Here is a 19,121-nt window from a genome sequence, read left to right as displayed (position 1 = left end):
ACCCGTAAAATTTATTTCTATTTTTTGTCTATGGTGGAAAATTGATAATTTGATCACGGTTCCAGTTTTGTTTTTGGGATGATTGTTTTGTCAAAATAACCATCTGTAAATAAAGGTTTATTGGGTATTAGTAAGGGCTGGGGCGTGATAAATCATGTTGATCTTAAATTCCTCAACGCGATCAGCGAGCTCAGGTTTTGGACGTAAAATGTAGCTATACACCTCGCCATCAAGTAGCTCGTCGTAAGGGGAATAGTTAAGATCAAACGATAACGATTGTTGTCCAGTAGCAGGGGTGCTGATGAACTCGTGGCAATCAATTTGGTAAGTCGGATCGTCTGGGTTAGGGTCTGATATGATGTCGATTTGATAGTCTCCTTGACCAGCAATGACATGGCTGTGATACCAAATGGCGACATCGCTACAATACAGGTTAGGACCATAAGTGTGTAAATTGAAATCGGATTCGATGCTTTCACCATGAGGACCAATGACTTGAGTACCATAGTGATAAATATAATTGCCAACTTCAGCAACCAGATACCCCCCACTTGGGAGAGGTAGCAAATAATCAAAAAAGGAGATTTGATGCAGATATCGTCCTGTCGGTGCATTGATGCGCTTCTCCATGGACTGCTTGTTCTTTTGCATGGTATAGCTTTCGAATTGTTTACCATCAAACACGGTGGTGAAGTAGTTCCGAGTATCTTCATGAACCTGAGATGGGTATTCTTTTTTGATGGTCCAAATTTGGCGTACACCTTGGACATAAACGATCAACGAATCATCACTGATTTTGTACTTGCCCACTTTTTTCAAGTCTCCCTTTTCAGGACACTGGCGTTTGTTGTGTGAGGCGGCATAACTTACTTCGCCCCCCTCAAACTGAAAGGCCTCGCAATACACCACTTCATACGCGTACGCGATACCTGCAAGATTTTGTGTCGTCTCTAGGCGATAAACTACATCGCCAACTAACGGGTGTTCTGTGTCATTTTGATCGGGTGTGATAACGGGTAACTCAAAGCGCGTTGTGACCCATGCATGATCGCTATTACCGTGATAATCATCGCGCGCTGCTACCGCCAAATATGTGGTGGTTTTTATTTCCTCAGGCGCTCCTTGCACCATCATTTGTCCTTGGTTGAGGACTCTTAACCCATTGGCGTTTTCAAGCCAAATCTGAGTGGTGAGGAGATCGCCATCTGGGTCTTCAAAAAGCTGGTTAAGGTTGAGCGAATAACTCACCGGAGAGTTTTGTTTCAGCTCCCAAGCATAAATAATGGTTTGTAGCTGCTGTTCCACAGTGAGGTTGATGATGGGTTTATTATTCTCTGATGGGTCCTCTTGTGGTCGGCTGTTCTTATCACCCAATGCTGACTCGTAAAACGTGTTGTCTTCTGTGGTATGAAATGGATTCGTAACAGGGCCTGGTTGTCCTAAAAGGGCGGAGTTAAATGCGTCATCTCCCGTTTTTTTAGGAGTGCGATCCAACGCAGAACCTGTCAACGCTTGCTTTACTTCAACTAAAGATGTGCGCTCATATTGACGATGTGCTTGCTGGGTTGACTTGTCGGCGTTGTCTGACGAGTCTTTTACAGATGCCAAATTGTGTTTGTTTGAAATGAAGTAAATACCGAACAAACCGACGCATACTGCGCCGATTATCCAAAGCTTTTTGTTCATGATTACGTGTGCGCCATTCGTGATTGTAGCCAACTGCGAGAGAATTTGAGGTCTTTCTCTATCAGGCTTGCGCTGCACTCGAGTAGCTCACTGATTTCTTGGTTTTTCATGCCCATTAAATACTTGAGTTTGAGTGCGCTCGATTGGCGTGGATAGCGGCTACTGAAACTATCCAGAGCTTTATCCATGATAATCAATTGCTCGAAACGATCTTCTTCATCTCTCATCAATGTAATGTGTTGACGCTTTTGTGCTTGGTGCGAGCGTGCGTTGTCGATCAAGATTTGACGCATCACTTTGGCGGCCATCAAAAAGAAATCGCGCTTTGTTTCAATTTCACTCATGTCGCAGTTGGACATTTTCAGGTAAGCATCATGAATTAATGCCGTGGTGCTGTTGACGCTGTCTGCCAGTACTTTGTTGTCGGTGCCGTACTTTTCTGCATTTCGTTCACGCTCGTGTTGGGCGATCTTACGCAACTGTAAATAAGCAAACTGATAGAGCTCGCTCTCAGCTCGTTTATCACCAGATTGCCATTGTTGAATGATTTGTGTCAGTGCTACTGCTGTTGCCATGGTTATACATCCTCGCTCACTTTGACAAATTCAGAAATGGTGTGGGTTTCAATGCGATCGGAACCGTCTTGGTTGCGCAGAACATTTTGTTGATAGCGATATAAAATGCCTTGCTCCCAAGTTGCACCAGCTGGCAAGTATTCCCAGGTGGTGTAATTGATTTCGGATGGGGTTGTTGACCAACGTACCATGACGTTCATTTGCGCGAGTTCGGCTTTGGGGGCGCTATTGTTGACCCACCACATGTCGGCAAATTCGCGGGTAACATCTTGGGTGTACAGGCTTGTATCGGTTGGGCAGGTGTCCGTATTTTGCGGCAGTCGCATGACTTGTTGATGGCGCATCAATAGGCACGATTGTGTCATGGACTGTTGGTGGTATTCGGTTTGCTGCCACACGCCGAGGTAGTCAATGTCGTGTTCGCTAGTATTGGGATACGTAAACCAGAGCATTTCTGTGCGGTTATTGTGTTGGATGTTTTTTTTACGCCCGAGACCTTGTACTTTTTCCATCAATAACTCGGTGCTCGGATCAAAATTGAGGGCAACGGAGCGGTACTTCCAGTCGCCTTCATCATCGAAGTCTTCGAGAGAAAAGCCATTCAAGTCGTTGCGGGTGCACCCTGTGATTGAACAACCAACGATATTAAACCAATCCGCAAACTTGCTTATCGGTTCGACGACATCTTCCGTGATAGGGCGTTTCATCGAGAGGAAGCAGCCTTGAAAATGATCGCCAATGCTTGGGTGTTCAATCAATGAGTCTTTGGTGATGGTGAATCGAGTTTCACCAATAGGAGGACGATATTTGGGATGATGCTGATAGCGTAGATCGTAAGCACAAGCGCGGCCTTGCCAATCCTTCTTTTTGATGACGATGTTTTTGAACGTCATGTCGCGAGGTTCAAAAATGATCTCATCAGAGGAAAAGTTTTTTTCAATGTACTGCTGGCTTTCGTTTAGGTGCTCAATCGCCTCATTGACAGATACCCAATCGAGATTGAGGTAGTGTTTAGCGTCATCCAGGTAATTGAGATCAAGGCCTTTGAGCTGGCTTTGAAAGTGAGGATCAGAAAGCACACGGTTTGCTAGGACAATTTCCTCACGATTCTCAGGCGTGCTGTCGAGAGAAAGCAGCAGACGCGTCATATTGATGCTGCGGCTAGGTTTGGTTGTCGCCATCGTCGGCGTCAGCACTTCTTGGCTTGATAAGGTCGTCAGCAGATAACCTTTATCATCGTTACCAAGGAAGAAGCTAATTACATCACCGGGTTGGTAATGAAATGCTCCTTGCTGAGTGACGCCAGTGATATTGGAACTGGTTTTGTAATACAGGCCAGTCACTGGGGCGTCGATAAAGTAGCCTTGCTTCAAGGTTGAAGCTGGTGGTTGTGAAGTGGCAGCTGAAACGTCTGCTGCCAACGTGGACGTAGCCGTCAATGCAGACAGCCAAAATACCACTGAACGTGTATACATCTTGTTTTAAGCCTTATTGGTTGGTGCTGTCCTTAGACGCACAATTTGGCTGACAACTCATTGGTGTAGTTAGGTGCTTCTCTGGCACCGGTGTCATCATCGCCAACAACATTTTTTGTTTTATATGTTTGGGGATATCTGGGTTAGAGAGTATCCGCCTTCGTGTTAACTCCATCATGGAGTTCACTGAGAGATGTTCGACATTTTGCCCCTTCGCGTGGAAGATGAGGCGAGTCATTTCGTACATCATATCTTCTGCAATCTTCTTCTCTTGTTGCAGCTGGATATTCTTTTGCATCATGGCGCTGCCAAATAACACACCAGAGAGCACAATGATGCCTGACAATACCGAAGCAAGGGGACGTCGCTGTACCAAGCGAAAGGCGCTATACAATGGCCAGTTTTTTTTCTGCTCGATTGGGCGGCGTTCGATAATTCGTTCGATATCAATGCGCAATGCTCTAGCATCGGTATATCGCATTTGAGTGGCAGGACGCGTTGCGCGTCTTATCACCCAGTAAACATCAGACCAAATTGTTGGTGATGGAAACATCAAAGCGAGAATTTTGCCTAAGGAGTACACGTCGCTTTGCTCTGTTAGAACCTGTCCTGCTTGCTGCTCTGGGCTGGCAAAATTTTGGCTAAACGCAATCAGCGCTGAGGGTGAATCTTCTCGGTTGGAGTGCGCTTTTTGAGTCAAGTTGAAGTCAAGCAGCTTGGGACGCTTGCTACGATCAATCAGTATATTTTCTGGTTTTAGATCGGCATGCAAAACCTGGTGCTGGTGGGCGTGCTCCATCGCCTGGCAGATCTGCTTAAACAACAGCAGCTTCTCCGTTTTTTCTAGCTTATTTTCAGATAGATACTCATCCAAAGTTTGACCAAACACCCGCTCCATCACGATGTAAACCGAATCTTGATGGAGACCGCCGTCAAACACTTTCGCGATGTAAGGATGGTTTAGACGCGCGAGAAGTTGAGCTTCGTCGAAGAGTGCGCGTTGCCCTAACACATTGCTCAAATTGCTTTGAATAAACTTGATAGCCAGATCTTGCTCGAACGTTTCATCTGCACGTAGAGCTGCGTATACGACACCCATGCCACCACGCCCCAACTCATGAGTTAGGCGGTACTTACTGATGATTTCTCCGCTTAGATCGACGTCTTGGTTCGTTGCCTGATGAGCACCAAAATAAAGTAACTGCGTTAGTTGTTCTTCCGGTGTCTCGTTGGCTAAAAGAGGAACGAGTTGTCGATACAGCTCAGGTTGACTTCGTTGCAATGCTTGGAGGTATTGCTGCTTTTGGGAGTCGTCCAGATCAAGCAGGTGGTAGTAAATCTGGGTTTCGCTAGAGCCTAACTGCACTGTGACTAATGTCTTATTCTTTTAGGTACGGCATTTTATAAGAACTTTGATATAAATGTCATTTATTTATTCGGTTTTGATTCACAATCCATGAAACGCAATTTGATGGCTAATGGAGTAATAACGTCATGATTTTGCGAATTATTTTCACTGAGCTTGTCGGCAGAGAGTCTATTCGTCATAATGTTACTTGTAACATTACTGATAAATCACATATTTATGGCTCAACAGAATAAGAAAACTCGTACGACATTGCAGGATGTCGCAGACCAGGTTGGCGTCACGAAGATGACCGTTTCACGCTATATGCGTAACCCTGAATCGGTGGCAGAAAAGACTCGGGCCAAGATTGCGACTGCGATTGAAGAGATGGGTTACATCGAAAACCGTGCACCGGCGATGTTGTCAAAGTCCTCCAGTAAAGCCATTGGTATTTTACTGCCGTCTTTGTCCAACCAAATTTTTGCTTCCTTTGTTCAGGGCATAGAGATGGTGACCAAAGTCAATGGCTATGAGACGCTTTTAGCGCATTTTAGCTACGATGAGCTTGAAGAAGAGCGCAAGATCGCGTCATTACTCTCTTATCAAGTCGATGGACTTATTCTAACTGAAAGCCATCACACGCCGCGTACATTACAGATGATCAAAAATGCGGGCATTCCGGTGGTCGAAACCATGGAACTGCCATCGGAGCCGATTGATATGGCGGTTGGACTCGATCATGAAGATGCGTCGTACACCGTGGTTAAGCAGATGCTAGATACGGGGAAGAGTACAATCGTCTATTTTGGCGCGCGTCTGGATACGCGAACCAAATTGCGGATGCAAGGTTACGATCGCGCGATGACAGAAGCAGGGCTAGAACCCAAACATGTATTAACTGGTGATCATTCTAGTTTTTCTTTAGCGCATGATTTGCTCGAACGCGCACTGGAAACGCACCCAACGCTCGATGGGGTGTTCTGTACCAACGATGACATCGCAATTGGCACCATGCTGAGTGCGCAGCAACGTGGCATTCAAGTTCCACAGCAATTGGCAGTGGCGGGCTATAACGCGCTGGATATCGGTCAAACCATCAGTCCGAAACTGACCAGCGTTGATACGCCGCGTTTCCAAATTGGTGTAAAGAGCGCAGAGCTATTAATTGCGCGCCTGAAAGGCGAAACGCAAGAAGAAAAAGTCTTCGATATGGGGTATCAGATCACGTCGGGAGAGAGTGTTTAACTAATTGTTAACTGCTCTTTGTATTCGCTCATCAATGATATTGGTAGGTTAGGGTATGGCACATCAGCTGGATGCATTGGATCTCAACTTAATGCGTTTATTAAAAGCCGTGGTGGAAAACCGCAGCATCAAGCTGGCCGCAATGCAGCTTGGCATTTCTCAACCGAGCGCCAGCCGCGGCGTGATGAAGTTGAAACAAGTGTTTGATGACCCGCTTTTTGTGCGTAAAGCACATGGGGTAGAGCCATCACCCATGGCGATTCGTCTCGCCGCCGAGTTCGACAATATGGTTGCACCACTGGAAAAAGTGGTGCAAGAATTTGAAGTGTTCGACCCGCTGCAATACCAAGGGCAGATTGCGATTGTAACTGACCCTTATTTGATGGATGAACAAGGGCAGCGACTGCTCACTGGTTGTCATCGAGCCTTTCCCAAAGCGCACTTTGCTTTTTCCAGCTGGAATACTTACTCGCACGATGAAATGTTAGAAGGCGAGCACGATTACTGCATTCTTGACCAAGAGACCGAGCTGTCGAAAGACATTTACATGCGCCCGTTATTCGTTGAAAAACGAGTGATTTTGGCGCGCAAAAACCACCCAACGTTGTCGAAAGTCAGCAATGATTGGGACACGGTGTCCAAACTACCACTTGTCTCTTTGCCTGCGCCCGCGTCATATAAACCGCTTTGTACCGTGGAGTCCGAGTATCGACGTATGGGTTATGAGCCAGTAGTGTTACTGAAGTCCTATAATTTGCGTTTGGCTTGCCAAATGTTGCAAGAAACCGACGCGATTATGTATGCCAGTCAAAGCTCGGCATTGTTGATGCCAGAACTCGCCTCTTACGCAATGCCACCCGTTAATCGTGAGTTTAGCCAGTTTGTTGTCTCTGGCGGTTTCCTTCAAACCAACCGCAACCATCCTTTGCACAGACACCTACATAAAGTGGTGCGACAAACCCTCAATACGCCGCTGATTTTTACGCAATGACGTCACCTTATGGCATCGGCTGAATGAGAGAGTAGATGCTTTAACCTTATCAATATTGTGTGACTACATAGACAACTTACTTCTTAAGATATTCAAAAATGAATATCTCAATTACCTGTCTCTTTTTCCTACCCAGCGCTAACCTTATCTCAAATAGTCAGGAGAAGTGGCTCATTTTTATCTTTTTAACTTTTTGAATGTCGATACAGGTACGTGACATTCACCATTCTCCGTTATGCATTTTTTTAATTTCTGATGGAGGATTAATCATGCTAGTTGCACGTCTATTTTTATTGCTCGCCATCGTTGCCGAAGTGGCTGGCACCAGCACTATGTCTCTTATCGGACAAGGGCACGGGTGGTGGGGCTACATCGTAATGTATGTGCTGATCGCAATCTCTTACTACTTTCTCGCGTTTGCCGCGAAGAAAATATCGATCGGTGTGGCATACGCTGTTTGGGAAGGGTTAGGTATCTCGTTGATCACCGTGGTGTCGATCATCGCCTTTGATGCCCACTTAAACCATCAAGAGTTGTTTGGTTTGATGTTAGCCGTTGTTGGCATTGTGTGTGTGACCTTAGGGGAATCGCATGGTCAACCTAACGCCAAGAAAAATGCCGATAAACCGGCAAAAGAACGTTCATTTTCTACTAGTACAAGGTGCGAATCATGAGTCAATTTTTTACGATGTCATTTGGATTTGTCGTGATGGCTGCCTTGGTCGATATCATGGCCAATATGGCGCTGACACGCTCAAAAGGTTTTAAATATAAAGGCTGGGGCATTGCGGCGATTGTGTTGGTACTGACAGCATTCACGCTGTTGGCACAAGCGGTGAAAGAGATCGACTTAGCCATTGCTTATGCCTCTTGGGGTGCGATCGGTATCTTGGGTACCGCAGTGGGTGGAGCCTTGCTGTTTAAGCAGAAACTCAAGCCAATCGGCTGGTTTGGTATCTTTGTGGTGATTGCTGCGGTCGTAGTGATGAAGACCGCTTGATGTAATTTAATGAATGCTAGATATCGTCATTCTGAGCAGCAAGAGACGAGCGTGATTCAGAATCTACCAACAAAAAGTGCTGTGGCAGAGGGGATTTTCTCTGGCTTCACAGCTCGTTGATATTAGATTCCTGATCTCGCTTAGGCTCGTCGGAATGACGGATTCATTCGTTTTTTAGAAAGAACTGAGGCCAATCCTAAAGCTCGTCATTCTGAACTGCGAGGGACGAGCGTGATTCAGAATCTACCAACAAAAAGTGCTGTAGCAGAGGGAATTTTCTCTGGCTTCACAGCACGTTGATATTAGATTCCTGATCTCGCCTAGTCTCGTCGGAATGACGGATTCATTCGTTTTTAGAAAGAGCAGTGACCAATCCTAAAGCTCGTCATTCTGAACAGCGAGGGACGAGCGTGATTCAGAATCTACTAACAAAAAAGTGCTGTGGCAGAGGAGTTTTCTCTGACGTCATAGCATGTCGATATTAGATTCCTGATCTCGCTTAGGCTCGTCGGAATGACGGATTCATTCGCTTTTTAGAAAGAACAGAGGCCAATCCTAAAGCTCGTCATTCTGAACTGCGAGGGACGAGTGTGATTCAGAATCTACCAACAAAAAGTGCTGTGGTAGAGGGGTTTTCTCTGGCTTCACAGCACGCTGATATTAAATTCCTGATCTCGCCTAGGCTCGTCGGAATGACGGACTCATCATTTTTAAAAAGAACCGAGGCCAATCTCAAAACTCGTCATTCTGAACAGCGAAGGACGAGCAAGAGTCAGAATCTACCAACAAAAAGTGCTGTGGCAGAGGAGTTTTCTCTGGCTTCACAGCACGTTGATATTAAATTCCTGATCTTGCTTGGGCTCTTCGGAGCGACGGATTCATTCGTTTTTAGAAAGAACTGAGGCCAATTCCAACGCTCGTCATTCTGAACAGCGAGGGACGGGCGTGATTTAGAATCTACCAACAAAAAGTGCTGTGGCAGAAGTGTTTTTTCTGGCTTCACAGCTCGTTGATATTAAATTCCTGATCTTGCTTAGGCTCGTCGGAATGACGGATTCATTCGTTTTTAGAAATAGCGGTGGCCAATCTCAAAGCTCGTCATTCTTAATAGTGAGGGACGAGCGTGATTCAGAATCTACCAACAAAAAGTGCTGTAACAGAGGGGGATTTTCTCTTGCTTCACAGCACGTTGATAGTAGATTCCTAATCTTGCTTAGGCTCGTCGGAATGACGGACTCATTCATTTTTAAAAAGAACCGAGGCCAATCCCAACGCTCGTCATTCTGAACAGCGAGGGACGAGCGTGATTCAGAATCTACCAACAAAAAGTGCTGTGGCAGAGGAGTTTTCTCTGGCTTCACAGCACGTTGATATTAAATTCCTGATCTTGCTTGGGCTCGTCGGAACGACGAGGTCTTTCTTCTCGCCTTAAACAATAAAGCTTGCGCCTTCTTCTGCACTCGATACGTTTTGGCGGATCACGCTAAACAGACCTCGTCCCCAAGTTTGTTGGGTCGATTCGGTATCGAAATGAATCAACTCGCGTCCAGTGGTATCGCTTAAGTTGTTCAGTTCGCCCGTTTGGCAATCCAGACGAATCAAATCACCGTTGCGCACCAAACCAATCGCGCCACCACGAATGGCTTCTGGAGAAACATGAATCGCAGACGGAATTTTACCTGACGCGCCAGATAAGCGACCGTCAGTAACCAACGCCACTTTAAAGCCCGCTTTTTGCACGTTACCTAAAATTGGCATCAGCTTGTGCAGTTCAGGCATGCCGTTTGCTGCTGGGCCGTTGTGTGTGACTACAACGATGCAATCTTTGTTCAGCTCACCACGTTTGTACGCGGCTTCCACTTCGTGTTGGCATTGGAATACAATCGCAGGTGCAACAATCACGCGTTGCTCTTCTTTCACCGCAGACACTTTCACCACGGCTTTGCCCAAGTTGCCAGTCAGTACGCGAGTGCCGCCGGTGTTTTGGAAAGTGGCGTCCGGTTTGGCGATCACGTCACCGTCTTGGCTGCCTTGGCACGGTGTCCAAGTCAGTTGGCCATCGATAAGGCTCGGTAGCGTCATTTGGTCTTCAAATTCACCAAACACGGGTTTCACATCGCGATGCAAAAGCTCGGATTGGTTCAAGCGGTGCAATAACGCAGGCACGCCCCCCGCGTCTTGGAACGCGTTCATATCGGCTGGGCCGTTCGGGTAAACGCGAGCTAACAAAGGAACCACATCCGACAGATCGCTGATGTCTTGCCACGTGAGCAAGATGCCAGCAGCACGCGCCACGGCGATCATATGAATGGTGTGATTGGTGCTGCCGCCAGATGCAAGTAGAGCGATGATGCCGTTGACCAAGCTCTTTTCTGTGACCACTTCTGCCAACGGACGGAAGTGTGCAGAACCCGCCGTCATTGAGGCGATTTTCAGAGCCGCGTGATCGGTTAACGCTTTACGCAGTTGGGTATGGGGATGAATGAATGCCGAACCTGGCAGCATCAAGCCCATGGCTTCGAACACCAACTGGTTGGTGTTGGCTGTGCCGTAAAACGTACACGTACCCGCAGAGTGGTAAGCGCGACACTCCATATCCAGCAGAGCGTCTTTGCCGACTTCACCCGCTGCGTATTTTTGGCGCACGTCGACTTTCTCTTCGTTGCTGATGCCTGTTGCCATCAGACCCGCTGGTACAAACGCAGTCGGCAGGTGCGCGTAAGACAGTGCGCCCATCAGTTGCCCCGGGGCGATTTTGTCACAGATGCCAAGCAGTAATGTGGCATCAAAGACATTGTGGCTCAAAGACAACGCCGTTGATTGCGCAATTAAGTCACGCGAAAACAGCGACATATCCATGCCGGCTTGACCTTGAGTCACCCCATCGCACATCGCTGGCACACAACCTGCGACTTGCGCTGTATGTCCGTAGTCCGCCAGCACTTGTTTGATTTGCGCTGGGTAGTCTTGGTACGGCTGGTGGGCGCTCAACATGTCGTTGTAGGCGCTGATCAGCGCGACATTGGCATGAGTAAAATCGAGAATATTTTTCTTTTCAGAAGAGCAAGATGCGGCGACTGCATGAGCTAAGTTACCACAAGATAAACCAACACGGCCTTTGCCAGCTTCGGCTTGCACTTCGGTGCGAGCAAGAAACGCAGCGCGCGCTTCACGGCTGCGCTCGGTCAAACGTTGTGTGACCTCAAGAACAACAGAGTGAGTCATTACGCCACCTCGATCGCTTGCATTTTGATTAGCTCAGCGGCAGAGCGTTCCACCACGTCGCTGATGTCTCCGTCGATACTGACGATCAGAGTTTGAGGCTCGTTGTCTGGGCGCTCTAGCGTCTCGAATTGGCTCTTCACCATGTTTTCTTTCATGAAGTGGCCTTTGCGCATACGCATGCGATTAAGGATCAACTCCATATCGCCATCAAGGAACAGGAAGGTCACGTTGTCGTTGCCTTCGCGGATCTGATCGCGGTAAATCTTTTTCAGTGCTGAACAGACAATAATGCCGTGTTCGTTTTTGCTTTCTAGGCTGTACGCCGCATCACGAATGCGTTCTAGCCATGGCTTGCGATCATCATCGTTCAGAGGCTGGCCCGATGCCATTTTCTGAATGTTCGCTCGTGGATGAAGATCATCACCATCAATGAATTTACGCCCTAGCTTTTTCGCTAGATGCTCACCAATTGTGCTTTTACCACTAGCACAAACGCCCATAACGATGACACTACTACCAGCCATAACTTATCCTCATAACCAAATTTGCGCGTGATCTCAATTTTTGAATTCACTTTAAAATATGGGTTTATCTTATTCATGTTATCGGTAACATGTTACCGGTAACTGAAATAAATGTGAACCATAACACAAACAATAATTCTTAAAGGTGAACCTATGGAGCAATTAACCCAAGCCCCAGATCCTACGTTCCTACTGACGATTGCAGGCCTTGCCATTGCAGCGTTACTCGTTCTGATCATTAAACTGAAAGTCCATGCTTTTGCTTCCCTTACTATGGTGAGTTTAGGCACAGCAATCGCCACTGGCGTTCCTTCTGAGAAAGTCGTATCGACCATGATGGGCGGCTTCGGCGGCACACTGGCTTCCGTGGCATTGCTGGTTGGTCTTGGTGCGATGATCGGTAAAATTCTTGAAGTGACTGGCGGTGCGAAAGTGCTGGCAGACACTTTGATTGGTCGCTTTGGTAAAGAGCGCGCACCATTTGCTTTGGGCGTCGCTTCATTACTGTTTGGCTTCCCAATCTTCTTCGATGCTGGCCTTGTAGTGATGATGCCAATCATCCTAAGTGTGGCGGCTCGTTTTGGTGGCTCACCAATTAAATACGCGTTGCCTGCAGCTGGTGCTTTTGCGGTTATGCACGCGTTTGTTCCACCACACCCAGGTCCGGTTGCAGCGGCAGAATTCCTTGGCGCAAACATCGGTCTGCTATTGGTGGTGGGTATTCTGGTTGCTATTCCAACTTGGTACCTTGGCGCTTACCTATTTGGTTTGTACGCGGGCAAAAAATTCGATATCCCACTATCTAAAGCCTTCTTTAATGGCGAAGCAATGGTGGATGAGCGCAACGCACCAAAATTTGGCACGGTTATGACCATCCTTGTGCTGCCAGTCCTGCTAATCTGTTTGGATACGGTATTGAACACACTGGCGGTTGCAGGTTTGATTGATGGTAAAACGGCACTGGTTGAGTTCCTACGTATGCTAGGTAAAACCCCAGTTGCGTTGCTGATCACTTTGATTGTCTGTCTGGCTGTGTTTGCCAAAGACTACGGCATGGCAAAACTAGAAAAATTATGTGGTGAGTCATTGGCTCCTATCTGTGGTGTTATCCTAGTAACGGGTGCAGGTGGCATGTTTGGCGGCGTACTGCGCTCAAGCGGTATTGGTGATGCACTGGCTGACGTTCTTACAGACACAGGTATGCCTGTGATTGTGGCGGCGTTTGTGATTTCAACTTGTCTGCGTGTTGCTCAAGGCTCGGCAACCGTAGCGCTAACCACTACGGCGGCTCTTATCGCTCCAGTTGTGGCAGCATCAACAGGTTTGAGTGAACTCGACCTTTGCTTTATCGTAATCGCGATTGCGGGTGGTGCAACGGTACTGTCTCACTTCAATGACTCTGGTTTCTGGTTGGTATCTCGTCTGCTTGAGATGGATGAGAAAACCACATTAAAAACTTGGACGGTAATGGAAACGTTACTTGGCAGTATCGCGTTTATTATCGTCGCAACATTAAGCTTTATTCTTTAGAGGTTCCCCATGACAACACTTGAACAACGATTAAGAGAAATCAAAATCGTCCCAGTTATCGCAATCAACGACGTAGCACACGCTCTGCCACTGGCAAAAGTGTTGGTAGAAAACGGTTTACCATGTGCGGAAGTGACATTCCGCACCGAAGCTGCGGCGGAGTCGATTCGCATCATGCGTGAAGCGTACCCAGAATTGTTGATTGGCGCGGGCACCGTTCTGACCACAGAACAAGTGGACATCGCGATCGAAGCGGGCGTGGACTTTATCGTTAGCCCAGGCTTCAACCCAACCACAGTGAAATACTGTCAGCAACGTGGCGTGACTATCGTACCGGGTGTAAACAACCCAAGCTTGGTTGAGCAAGCGATGGAAATGGGTCTGCGTACGTTGAAGTTCTTCCCTGCTGAGCCATCAGGCGGCGTAAGCATGCTGAAAGCACTCACGGCGGTTTACCCAGTTGAATTCATGCCAACAGGTGGCGTAAGCCCATCCAACGTGGAAGATTACCTAGCGCTGAAATCGGTTGTAGCTTGTGGCGGTACGTGGATGGTGCCAACCGCAATGATGGACAACGGCGATTGGGAAGGCATTGCTGAATTGGTTCGCGCAGTTAAGTAAAACGCACAAACGGCTCCGAAATGCCCCCGAACGTTGGGAAACGTGATACGAAAAAGGGTCATCAAGTAACTTGATGACCCTTTTTCTTTTTGGGATGAAACGGCTTTAGAAGTGATGCTTCATAAAGCGCTTAATAAAGCGAATGAAATCTGCTTCGGCTAGCTTCGCGCACTTCAATGTTTGGGCGTGAGACAATTCTACATCTCCCAAGCCTTCTGCCATGTTGGTGATCGCACATACTGCCAATACGGGTAAGCCGCAATGCGCCGCAGAAATCACTTCTGGCACGACCGACATGCCCACTACGTCACCACCGATGATTTGCATCATGCGGATTTCGGCTGCGGTCTCAAAGTTGGGGCCCGTGTAAGAGACAAACACACCTTCATTCAGGTGAATGCCATTGGCTTTGCCTACTTCAAACGCTTCTGCGCGCAGGTCTTTGTCGTACGCATTGGCGAGGCTGAAGAACCTCGGGCCGTACTCTTCATCATTCGGACCGATCATTGGCGATTCAGGCATGGTGTTGATGTGGTCATGAAATACCACCAGAGAACCGACATCAATACGCTCAGGGCGAAGGGAGCCTGCCGCGTTGGTGACGAGCAGAAACTCACAGCCCAGCTTTTTAAAGGTGCGCACGGGCGTTGTCATGACCTTCATTGAGCCGTGTTCGTAGTAGTGACCGCGACCTTTCATGCACACTACGTCTACGCCGTCCATGGTGCCAATTACCAACTCACCAGAGTGTCCTTGCACGGTGCTAACCGGAAAGCCTTCGAGCTCTTCGTATGGAATGACCACTTTGTCTTGTAGCTCGTCTGCCAATACGCCTAAGCCAGAGCCTAAAATAAACGCCGCTTTAGGTTGGAAGTTTGGTTTGCGTTCGCGAATGGTTTGTAGCGCGTCGATTACTGGATCGTGATTCATGTTAGTCACCTTCTGGTTGTGTGTTGATTCCATTGTGTGACTTTCTGCGCTGGTTATCTTTGCTTTATTCTCTACTATCATCCTTAAAAAGAGGATAATGAAACTCGCTAGGACTCAATGCATGAAGTCAGAACCATTTGAGCGCGTGACGCTGAAGATGCTGCGTTACTTTTACGAGGTCGCACAAACCAAGCATTTCACTAAGGCCGCCGAGAACCTTAATATCACCAATTCGCCGTTGAGCAATCGCATCAAAGAGTTGGAAGAAGTGCTTAACGTCAAACTGTTTGAGCGTGATTCAAGAAACGTCATGCTGACGGAGGCCGGGCGATTGTTGGAGTCCAAATGCCAACTGATTTTTCAGACCTTGGATGTCTCGCTCAATCAAGTTCAGCAAGTGGGGTTGAACCAGAGAAATATCTTGCGAGTTGGTGTGGTAAGTAGCGCATTTTGGGGCGGATTTGATCGTCTGTTACAGCGCTTCCATACTGAGCATGACACTTATCACGCCGACATTTTTGACCTCAACCCAGAGACGCAAAAGAAGCACCTTAGCGAGAAGAAAATCGATGTGGGCATTGTGCGTTTTGCTGATGCACTCAACATTTATCCGTATCAGTCGGTATCTTTGGGCAAAGATGTGTTTGTGGTGGCGGTGTCGGAGCAACATGAGTTAGCCAGCAAATCTTTGCTGCGGCTCCAAGATTTAAAGACGTGTGAGTTTGCGTTTATGAGTTTGGCGAATTCTGCCTCGGCAAACTTCATCATCAATGCCTGTCTGCAAGAAGGCTTTTCACCCCATCTTGGCAAACAAGTGGTGGAGCCAAGCACCTTGATGGCGTATGTGGCAAACAGCAATACCGTGACGTTGGTGCCGTCGACGTTTTCTCAGCATCATTGGCATGGGATTCGTTTTATCAAGCTGAAAGAGTCACTGCGTGCAGACTTGTGTCTGATTCATGACGGTAAGCAGGAGAGTGCTATCAAAGCCGAGTTTATTCGCACGTTATTGGAGAATGCGAGTTAAGCATGGTCTAACAAAAAAAGGTCATCCTAAGATGACCTTTTCAAATGATTCGCTGAAATCAGCAATGCGATTAGCGCGTAATTAACGCATCGTTACCCAATACCAATACAGGTGATTTCTGGAATAAATCTGGAAAGGTTTACATTATAAGACTTGATAATCTTTTCCAGAAAGTGGGTTCTTTCTAGCTGTCTTTCCTAAATTTTTGAGTTTTAATGGTATCAGTTTCCAGAAAAACTGTCATGGTGTAGTGCTCTGTATTTCATGATTATGACTTGCTTTTTGCCATAGAGGCACCATTTATAAATTGTTCGATAAACTTTACTGTTAATCACTGGCGGAGATCAGAGCTTTGCTATCTCTGAACTAAAACGACATCTGTCTATATTTTGATATTATATATGCGCAAATCAGCATATCTGATGTAAGCTTACTTATAATAGTTAATTTGAAACAACACTCTCAGGTTGAAAAGTGAATAGGCTATGGAATTACTACACGAGACACATCAACTACATTTTTTTTCTAAAAATAGTGATATAGAGCCAACTGCTCCGTTTATTAATGCTTTTAAGAATGAACTTCAAGCTTTTAATCTTGTTCCAGTTTCTGGAAACGAATTGAATTTGAGTGGTTCTGTAGGGCAACAGAGACAGTATCTAATACTCATGACGCCAGACAATAAACTGAGAATTGAGTTTCCTACGTCAGAGGTTGTAGTTATTGTTGAGGGTGGAACTCTTGAAGAGTTTCGCGATATTAGCAGCACTGTACTTTCAGCTCTTGAAAAGCTGTTTCCTATGAAGATGGCTAATAGATTATCCATACTCAATTCTAAGTACTTTCGCAGTAATGTTGATAGTTACAGTCGTCTTTACCATAAGTTGTTTACCTACAAGGATGCCGAACCTTTTGAGTGGGACAATCGTATTGTTGAAAGAAAAGAGCTTCCAGAGTCTAAAGAGCTGATAAACAGTATCAGCACGATAAGACGCTGTGAAGTAAAAACCCCATTCATTGATGGTGGTCGCCAGCAAGATATAATAGCAATGGAAATAGACAGTAATACCCTTCATCAGCATTCATCTATGAGGTTCTCTATTCCTGAAGCAAGGCGCGTTTTTTCTGAATTGTATGACAACAATGATAGCTTGACTTCCGCTCTGGTACGCTATTTTTAGGAGGTAATATGGATAATCTAACTGATACACTACCACCTAAAGTTCAGTTTATTTCAAGCGGCTCGCGTGGCTCTTTAACGCTATATTCTGGCAGTTCAACCTCACAGGTGTTTCAGTTTAGAAGTGAAGAGCAGGAACGTTGTGCAAAGCAGATCATTTCTTTTGTTATGAAAGATGATTTTGTTGAAGGCGAGATTAGTAAAACTCAGCTATACCTTGAAAAATTGCATCTGAGAGACCCCTTCTTATTCAGGGACAGTTTTACAAGAGCTTGGGTAAAACTGTTTGGTTTGGACAATGAAGTTCATATTTATACTCTCGCTTCTGTTGCTTCATGTCTTCCATATGAGTGGCTGGAGCATCATGGGATTACGCTAATTTTGGGGTGTAGTTCTCACCCTAGCCTTCTTGTCAATGAAGCCTGCTTGAGACTAGCGGAAGCTTGGGAACAACATGACCATGTAGAGTATTTGAAAAAAATGCGCACATTTGATTATCCTTGGCTAGAAGAATATCGAGTAAACGTCATTGAGTTTTTAGAGAGGTTGAGCTGATGACGTATTTACTTAGAAAAATTAACCCGAATAAGTGGCAACCTAACTTAGGTAAAGTATCTGCGAGACATAGTGCTGATGCAATTACGGGATGTACTCGAACTACGTCCAACACACTCTCTGTATGGCATTCAGACACAAAAGATTTTAATGATGAAAGCGTACAGAATTTAATTGTTGGGCTCGCCATCACCATGCCTCAACCTGCGAAAATTGATTTATTATGGCTTGAAGAAGATAGCTTAGTCGCCAAGGGGCTAAAGGTAACGCACACAGATCCCGGAAGCGATTATGTAGCGATTAACTCACTTCATAAAGACATTGAAGAGCTAGATCACGAAGGTCTTGGAATTGTAAGTGAGCATATTGTAAATCAATTCTCTGATCATCAAAATTACAAGCAGGTGCCAAGACCAGTGCTGATTAGCATGGTTTCTGAGTGGGTATTAAAATCTGATACGTTTAATCTCGAAGATTTAAATGATAATTGGTTAGATGCTGTTCAAAAGTATTTTGAAAATAACCCTGATGCGACCAAGTAGTGTCTGTTTAAATTTTATAATACAGGGTGTTAGATAATAATTTCTATGCAAACTTGCTTTTTATTCCGTTTTGAACATTGCGAACGCTGAACGCTAAAGTTTGATAATTTTTCCGTGTATTACGGCGATTAAGGCTAGGCAAAGTTAACCATAAAACTATCTAAATCTTTTGCGACAATATCTAACATTTTCTTCTCGGACTGTTGGAGTATAACCGCATGATAAGAGAATTTTCCACGTAATTGTTGATAGTTTAATTGATAGACTTTTCCGCTCAACATTGTTTCGATCGGATTACTGTATCCCTTGAAAAAACCAAATAGTCCAGTTCTTTGCTCCAAACAAGTATTTATAGATGCCGCAATATTTACAACATCTTGATAGTCATCGCAAAACTGTCTTAATAGGTATTGATAATCAGATTGATAAGTCTCAAACCCATTTTCTAACGCTACTGTTGTCTTTAACTCATTAATTTGTTTAAAAATAGAAGATAGACGCCTGTAAAGAGTTGACACGTCTATCTTGGCAATATCTCTCATATTTCGTTTATAGTGGCGTTCGTCTAAATTTAGGCTTTCTGTTGGTTTTTGTGTTTCCTCTACAATCATTATCATTAAGCTTTTGAACGTATTTAACACATAGTCTGAGTCATGCACTTTAGATA

18 protein-coding genes are annotated in these 19,121 nt (G+C 45.8%); 10 read left to right on the top strand and 8 right to left on the bottom strand.

Annotation, left to right across the window (positions count from 1 at the left end):
- Window positions 1–117: 117 nt before the first annotated feature.
- Genes R7O13_RS13535 through R7O13_RS13520 form a run of 4 tightly spaced genes read right to left on the bottom strand, consistent with a single transcriptional unit; the run spans window position 118 to window position 5,102 of the window.
- Window positions 118–1,686 carry a hypothetical protein gene (locus tag R7O13_RS13535; RefSeq protein WP_170890709.1) on the bottom strand — a complete coding sequence of 523 codons (1,569 nt, stop codon included), beginning with the start codon at window positions 1,684–1,686 and terminating at the stop codon, window positions 118–120.
- 2 nt (window positions 1,687–1,688) lie between these two features.
- A complete protein-coding gene (locus R7O13_RS13530) occupies window positions 1,689–2,261 on the bottom strand; it encodes a sigma-70 family RNA polymerase sigma factor (RefSeq protein WP_005379118.1) in 573 nt (190 codons plus the stop codon).
- A gap of 2 nt (window positions 2,262–2,263) precedes the next feature.
- Window positions 2,264–3,736 (bottom strand): chromosome partitioning protein ParA, encoded by a 1,473-nt coding sequence (locus R7O13_RS13525; RefSeq protein WP_318304040.1) that lies wholly within the window; start codon window positions 3,734–3,736, stop codon window positions 2,264–2,266.
- Window positions 3,737–3,749: 13 nt separating this feature from the next.
- Window positions 3,750–5,102, bottom strand: coding sequence for a serine/threonine-protein kinase (locus R7O13_RS13520; protein ID WP_005384231.1), 1,353 nt, complete (start codon window positions 5,100–5,102; stop codon window positions 3,750–3,752).
- 219 nt (window positions 5,103–5,321) lie between these two features.
- On the opposite strand from R7O13_RS13520, the gene R7O13_RS13515 reads away from it, so the two are divergent.
- The 4 genes from R7O13_RS13515 to R7O13_RS13500 all read left to right on the top strand — a co-directional run bounded on the left by R7O13_RS13515 (window position 5,322) and on the right by R7O13_RS13500 (window position 8,320).
- Window positions 5,322–6,329, top strand: a complete 1,008-nt coding sequence (locus R7O13_RS13515; protein WP_213960923.1) for a substrate-binding domain-containing protein — start codon at window positions 5,322–5,324, stop codon at window positions 6,327–6,329.
- Window positions 6,330–6,384: 55 nt separating this feature from the next.
- Window positions 6,385–7,320, top strand: coding sequence for a LysR family transcriptional regulator (locus R7O13_RS13510; protein WP_005379132.1), 936 nt, complete (start codon window positions 6,385–6,387; stop codon window positions 7,318–7,320).
- 269 nt (window positions 7,321–7,589) lie between these two features.
- Entirely contained in the window at window positions 7,590–7,994 is a 405-nt protein-coding gene (locus tag R7O13_RS13505; protein ID WP_005384225.1) for an SMR family transporter, read from the top strand.
- A complete protein-coding gene (locus R7O13_RS13500) occupies window positions 7,991–8,320 on the top strand; it encodes an SMR family transporter (RefSeq protein WP_005478614.1) in 330 nt (109 codons plus the stop codon). Before R7O13_RS13505 ends, R7O13_RS13500 begins: the two co-directional genes overlap by 4 nt.
- 1,428 nt (window positions 8,321–9,748) lie before the next feature.
- On the opposite strand, the gene edd is transcribed toward R7O13_RS13500, so the two are convergent.
- Window positions 9,749–11,545: a phosphogluconate dehydratase gene (gene edd, locus R7O13_RS13495; RefSeq protein ID WP_025501098.1), complete on the bottom strand. Its 1,797-nt coding sequence runs from the start codon at window positions 11,543–11,545 to the stop codon at window positions 9,749–9,751.
- Window positions 11,545–12,069, bottom strand: coding sequence for a gluconokinase (locus R7O13_RS13490; RefSeq protein WP_005467756.1), 525 nt, complete (start codon window positions 12,067–12,069; stop codon window positions 11,545–11,547). Before R7O13_RS13490 ends, edd begins: the two co-directional genes overlap by 1 nt.
- Before the next feature lie 153 nt (window positions 12,070–12,222).
- On the opposite strand from R7O13_RS13490, the gene R7O13_RS13485 reads away from it, so the two are divergent.
- Together R7O13_RS13485 and R7O13_RS13480 are read left to right on the top strand one after the other, a co-directional pair.
- Window positions 12,223–13,599: a GntP family permease gene (locus R7O13_RS13485; protein ID WP_262638794.1), complete on the top strand. Its 1,377-nt coding sequence runs from the start codon at window positions 12,223–12,225 to the stop codon at window positions 13,597–13,599.
- 9 nt (window positions 13,600–13,608) lie between these two features.
- A complete protein-coding gene (locus R7O13_RS13480) occupies window positions 13,609–14,220 on the top strand; it encodes a bifunctional 4-hydroxy-2-oxoglutarate aldolase/2-dehydro-3-deoxy-phosphogluconate aldolase (RefSeq protein WP_005379148.1) in 612 nt (203 codons plus the stop codon).
- A gap of 105 nt (window positions 14,221–14,325) precedes the next feature.
- Here R7O13_RS13480 and xapA read toward each other — a convergent pair whose 3' ends face one another.
- On the bottom strand, window positions 14,326–15,150 hold the full coding sequence (gene xapA, locus R7O13_RS13475) for a xanthosine phosphorylase (RefSeq protein ID WP_064368884.1): 825 nt from the start codon (window positions 15,148–15,150) through the stop codon (window positions 14,326–14,328).
- Window positions 15,151–15,271: 121 nt separating this feature from the next.
- On the opposite strand from xapA, the gene R7O13_RS13470 reads away from it, so the two are divergent.
- The 4 genes from R7O13_RS13470 (at window position 15,272) to R7O13_RS13455 (ending at window position 18,454) form a co-directional block, all read left to right on the top strand.
- The gene (locus R7O13_RS13470; RefSeq protein ID WP_318304038.1) at window positions 15,272–16,177 is read left to right on the top strand and encodes a LysR family transcriptional regulator; all 906 of its coding nucleotides are present in this window, start codon (window positions 15,272–15,274) and stop codon (window positions 16,175–16,177) included.
- A 485-nt stretch (window positions 16,178–16,662) separates the two neighbouring features.
- Window positions 16,663–17,358 carry a hypothetical protein gene (locus R7O13_RS13465; protein WP_318304036.1) on the top strand — a complete coding sequence of 232 codons (696 nt, stop codon included), beginning with the start codon at window positions 16,663–16,665 and terminating at the stop codon, window positions 17,356–17,358.
- A gap of 8 nt (window positions 17,359–17,366) precedes the next feature.
- The gene (locus tag R7O13_RS13460; RefSeq protein WP_318304035.1) at window positions 17,367–17,912 is read left to right on the top strand and encodes a hypothetical protein; all 546 of its coding nucleotides are present in this window, start codon (window positions 17,367–17,369) and stop codon (window positions 17,910–17,912) included.
- On the top strand, window positions 17,912–18,454 hold the full coding sequence (locus R7O13_RS13455; protein WP_318304033.1) for a hypothetical protein: 543 nt from the start codon (window positions 17,912–17,914) through the stop codon (window positions 18,452–18,454). Before R7O13_RS13460 ends, R7O13_RS13455 begins: the two co-directional genes overlap by 1 nt.
- Before the next feature lie 134 nt (window positions 18,455–18,588).
- Here R7O13_RS13455 and R7O13_RS13450 read toward each other — a convergent pair whose 3' ends face one another.
- Window positions 18,589–19,113, bottom strand: coding sequence for a hypothetical protein (locus tag R7O13_RS13450; RefSeq protein WP_318304032.1), 525 nt, complete (start codon window positions 19,111–19,113; stop codon window positions 18,589–18,591).
- Window positions 19,114–19,121 lie beyond the last annotated feature (8 nt).

It is taken from the genome of Vibrio sp. Y176 (assembly GCF_033438945.1).
The sequence above is the reverse complement of the archived record's forward strand: the minus strand, read 5'-3'. Positions and strand labels throughout refer to the sequence as shown.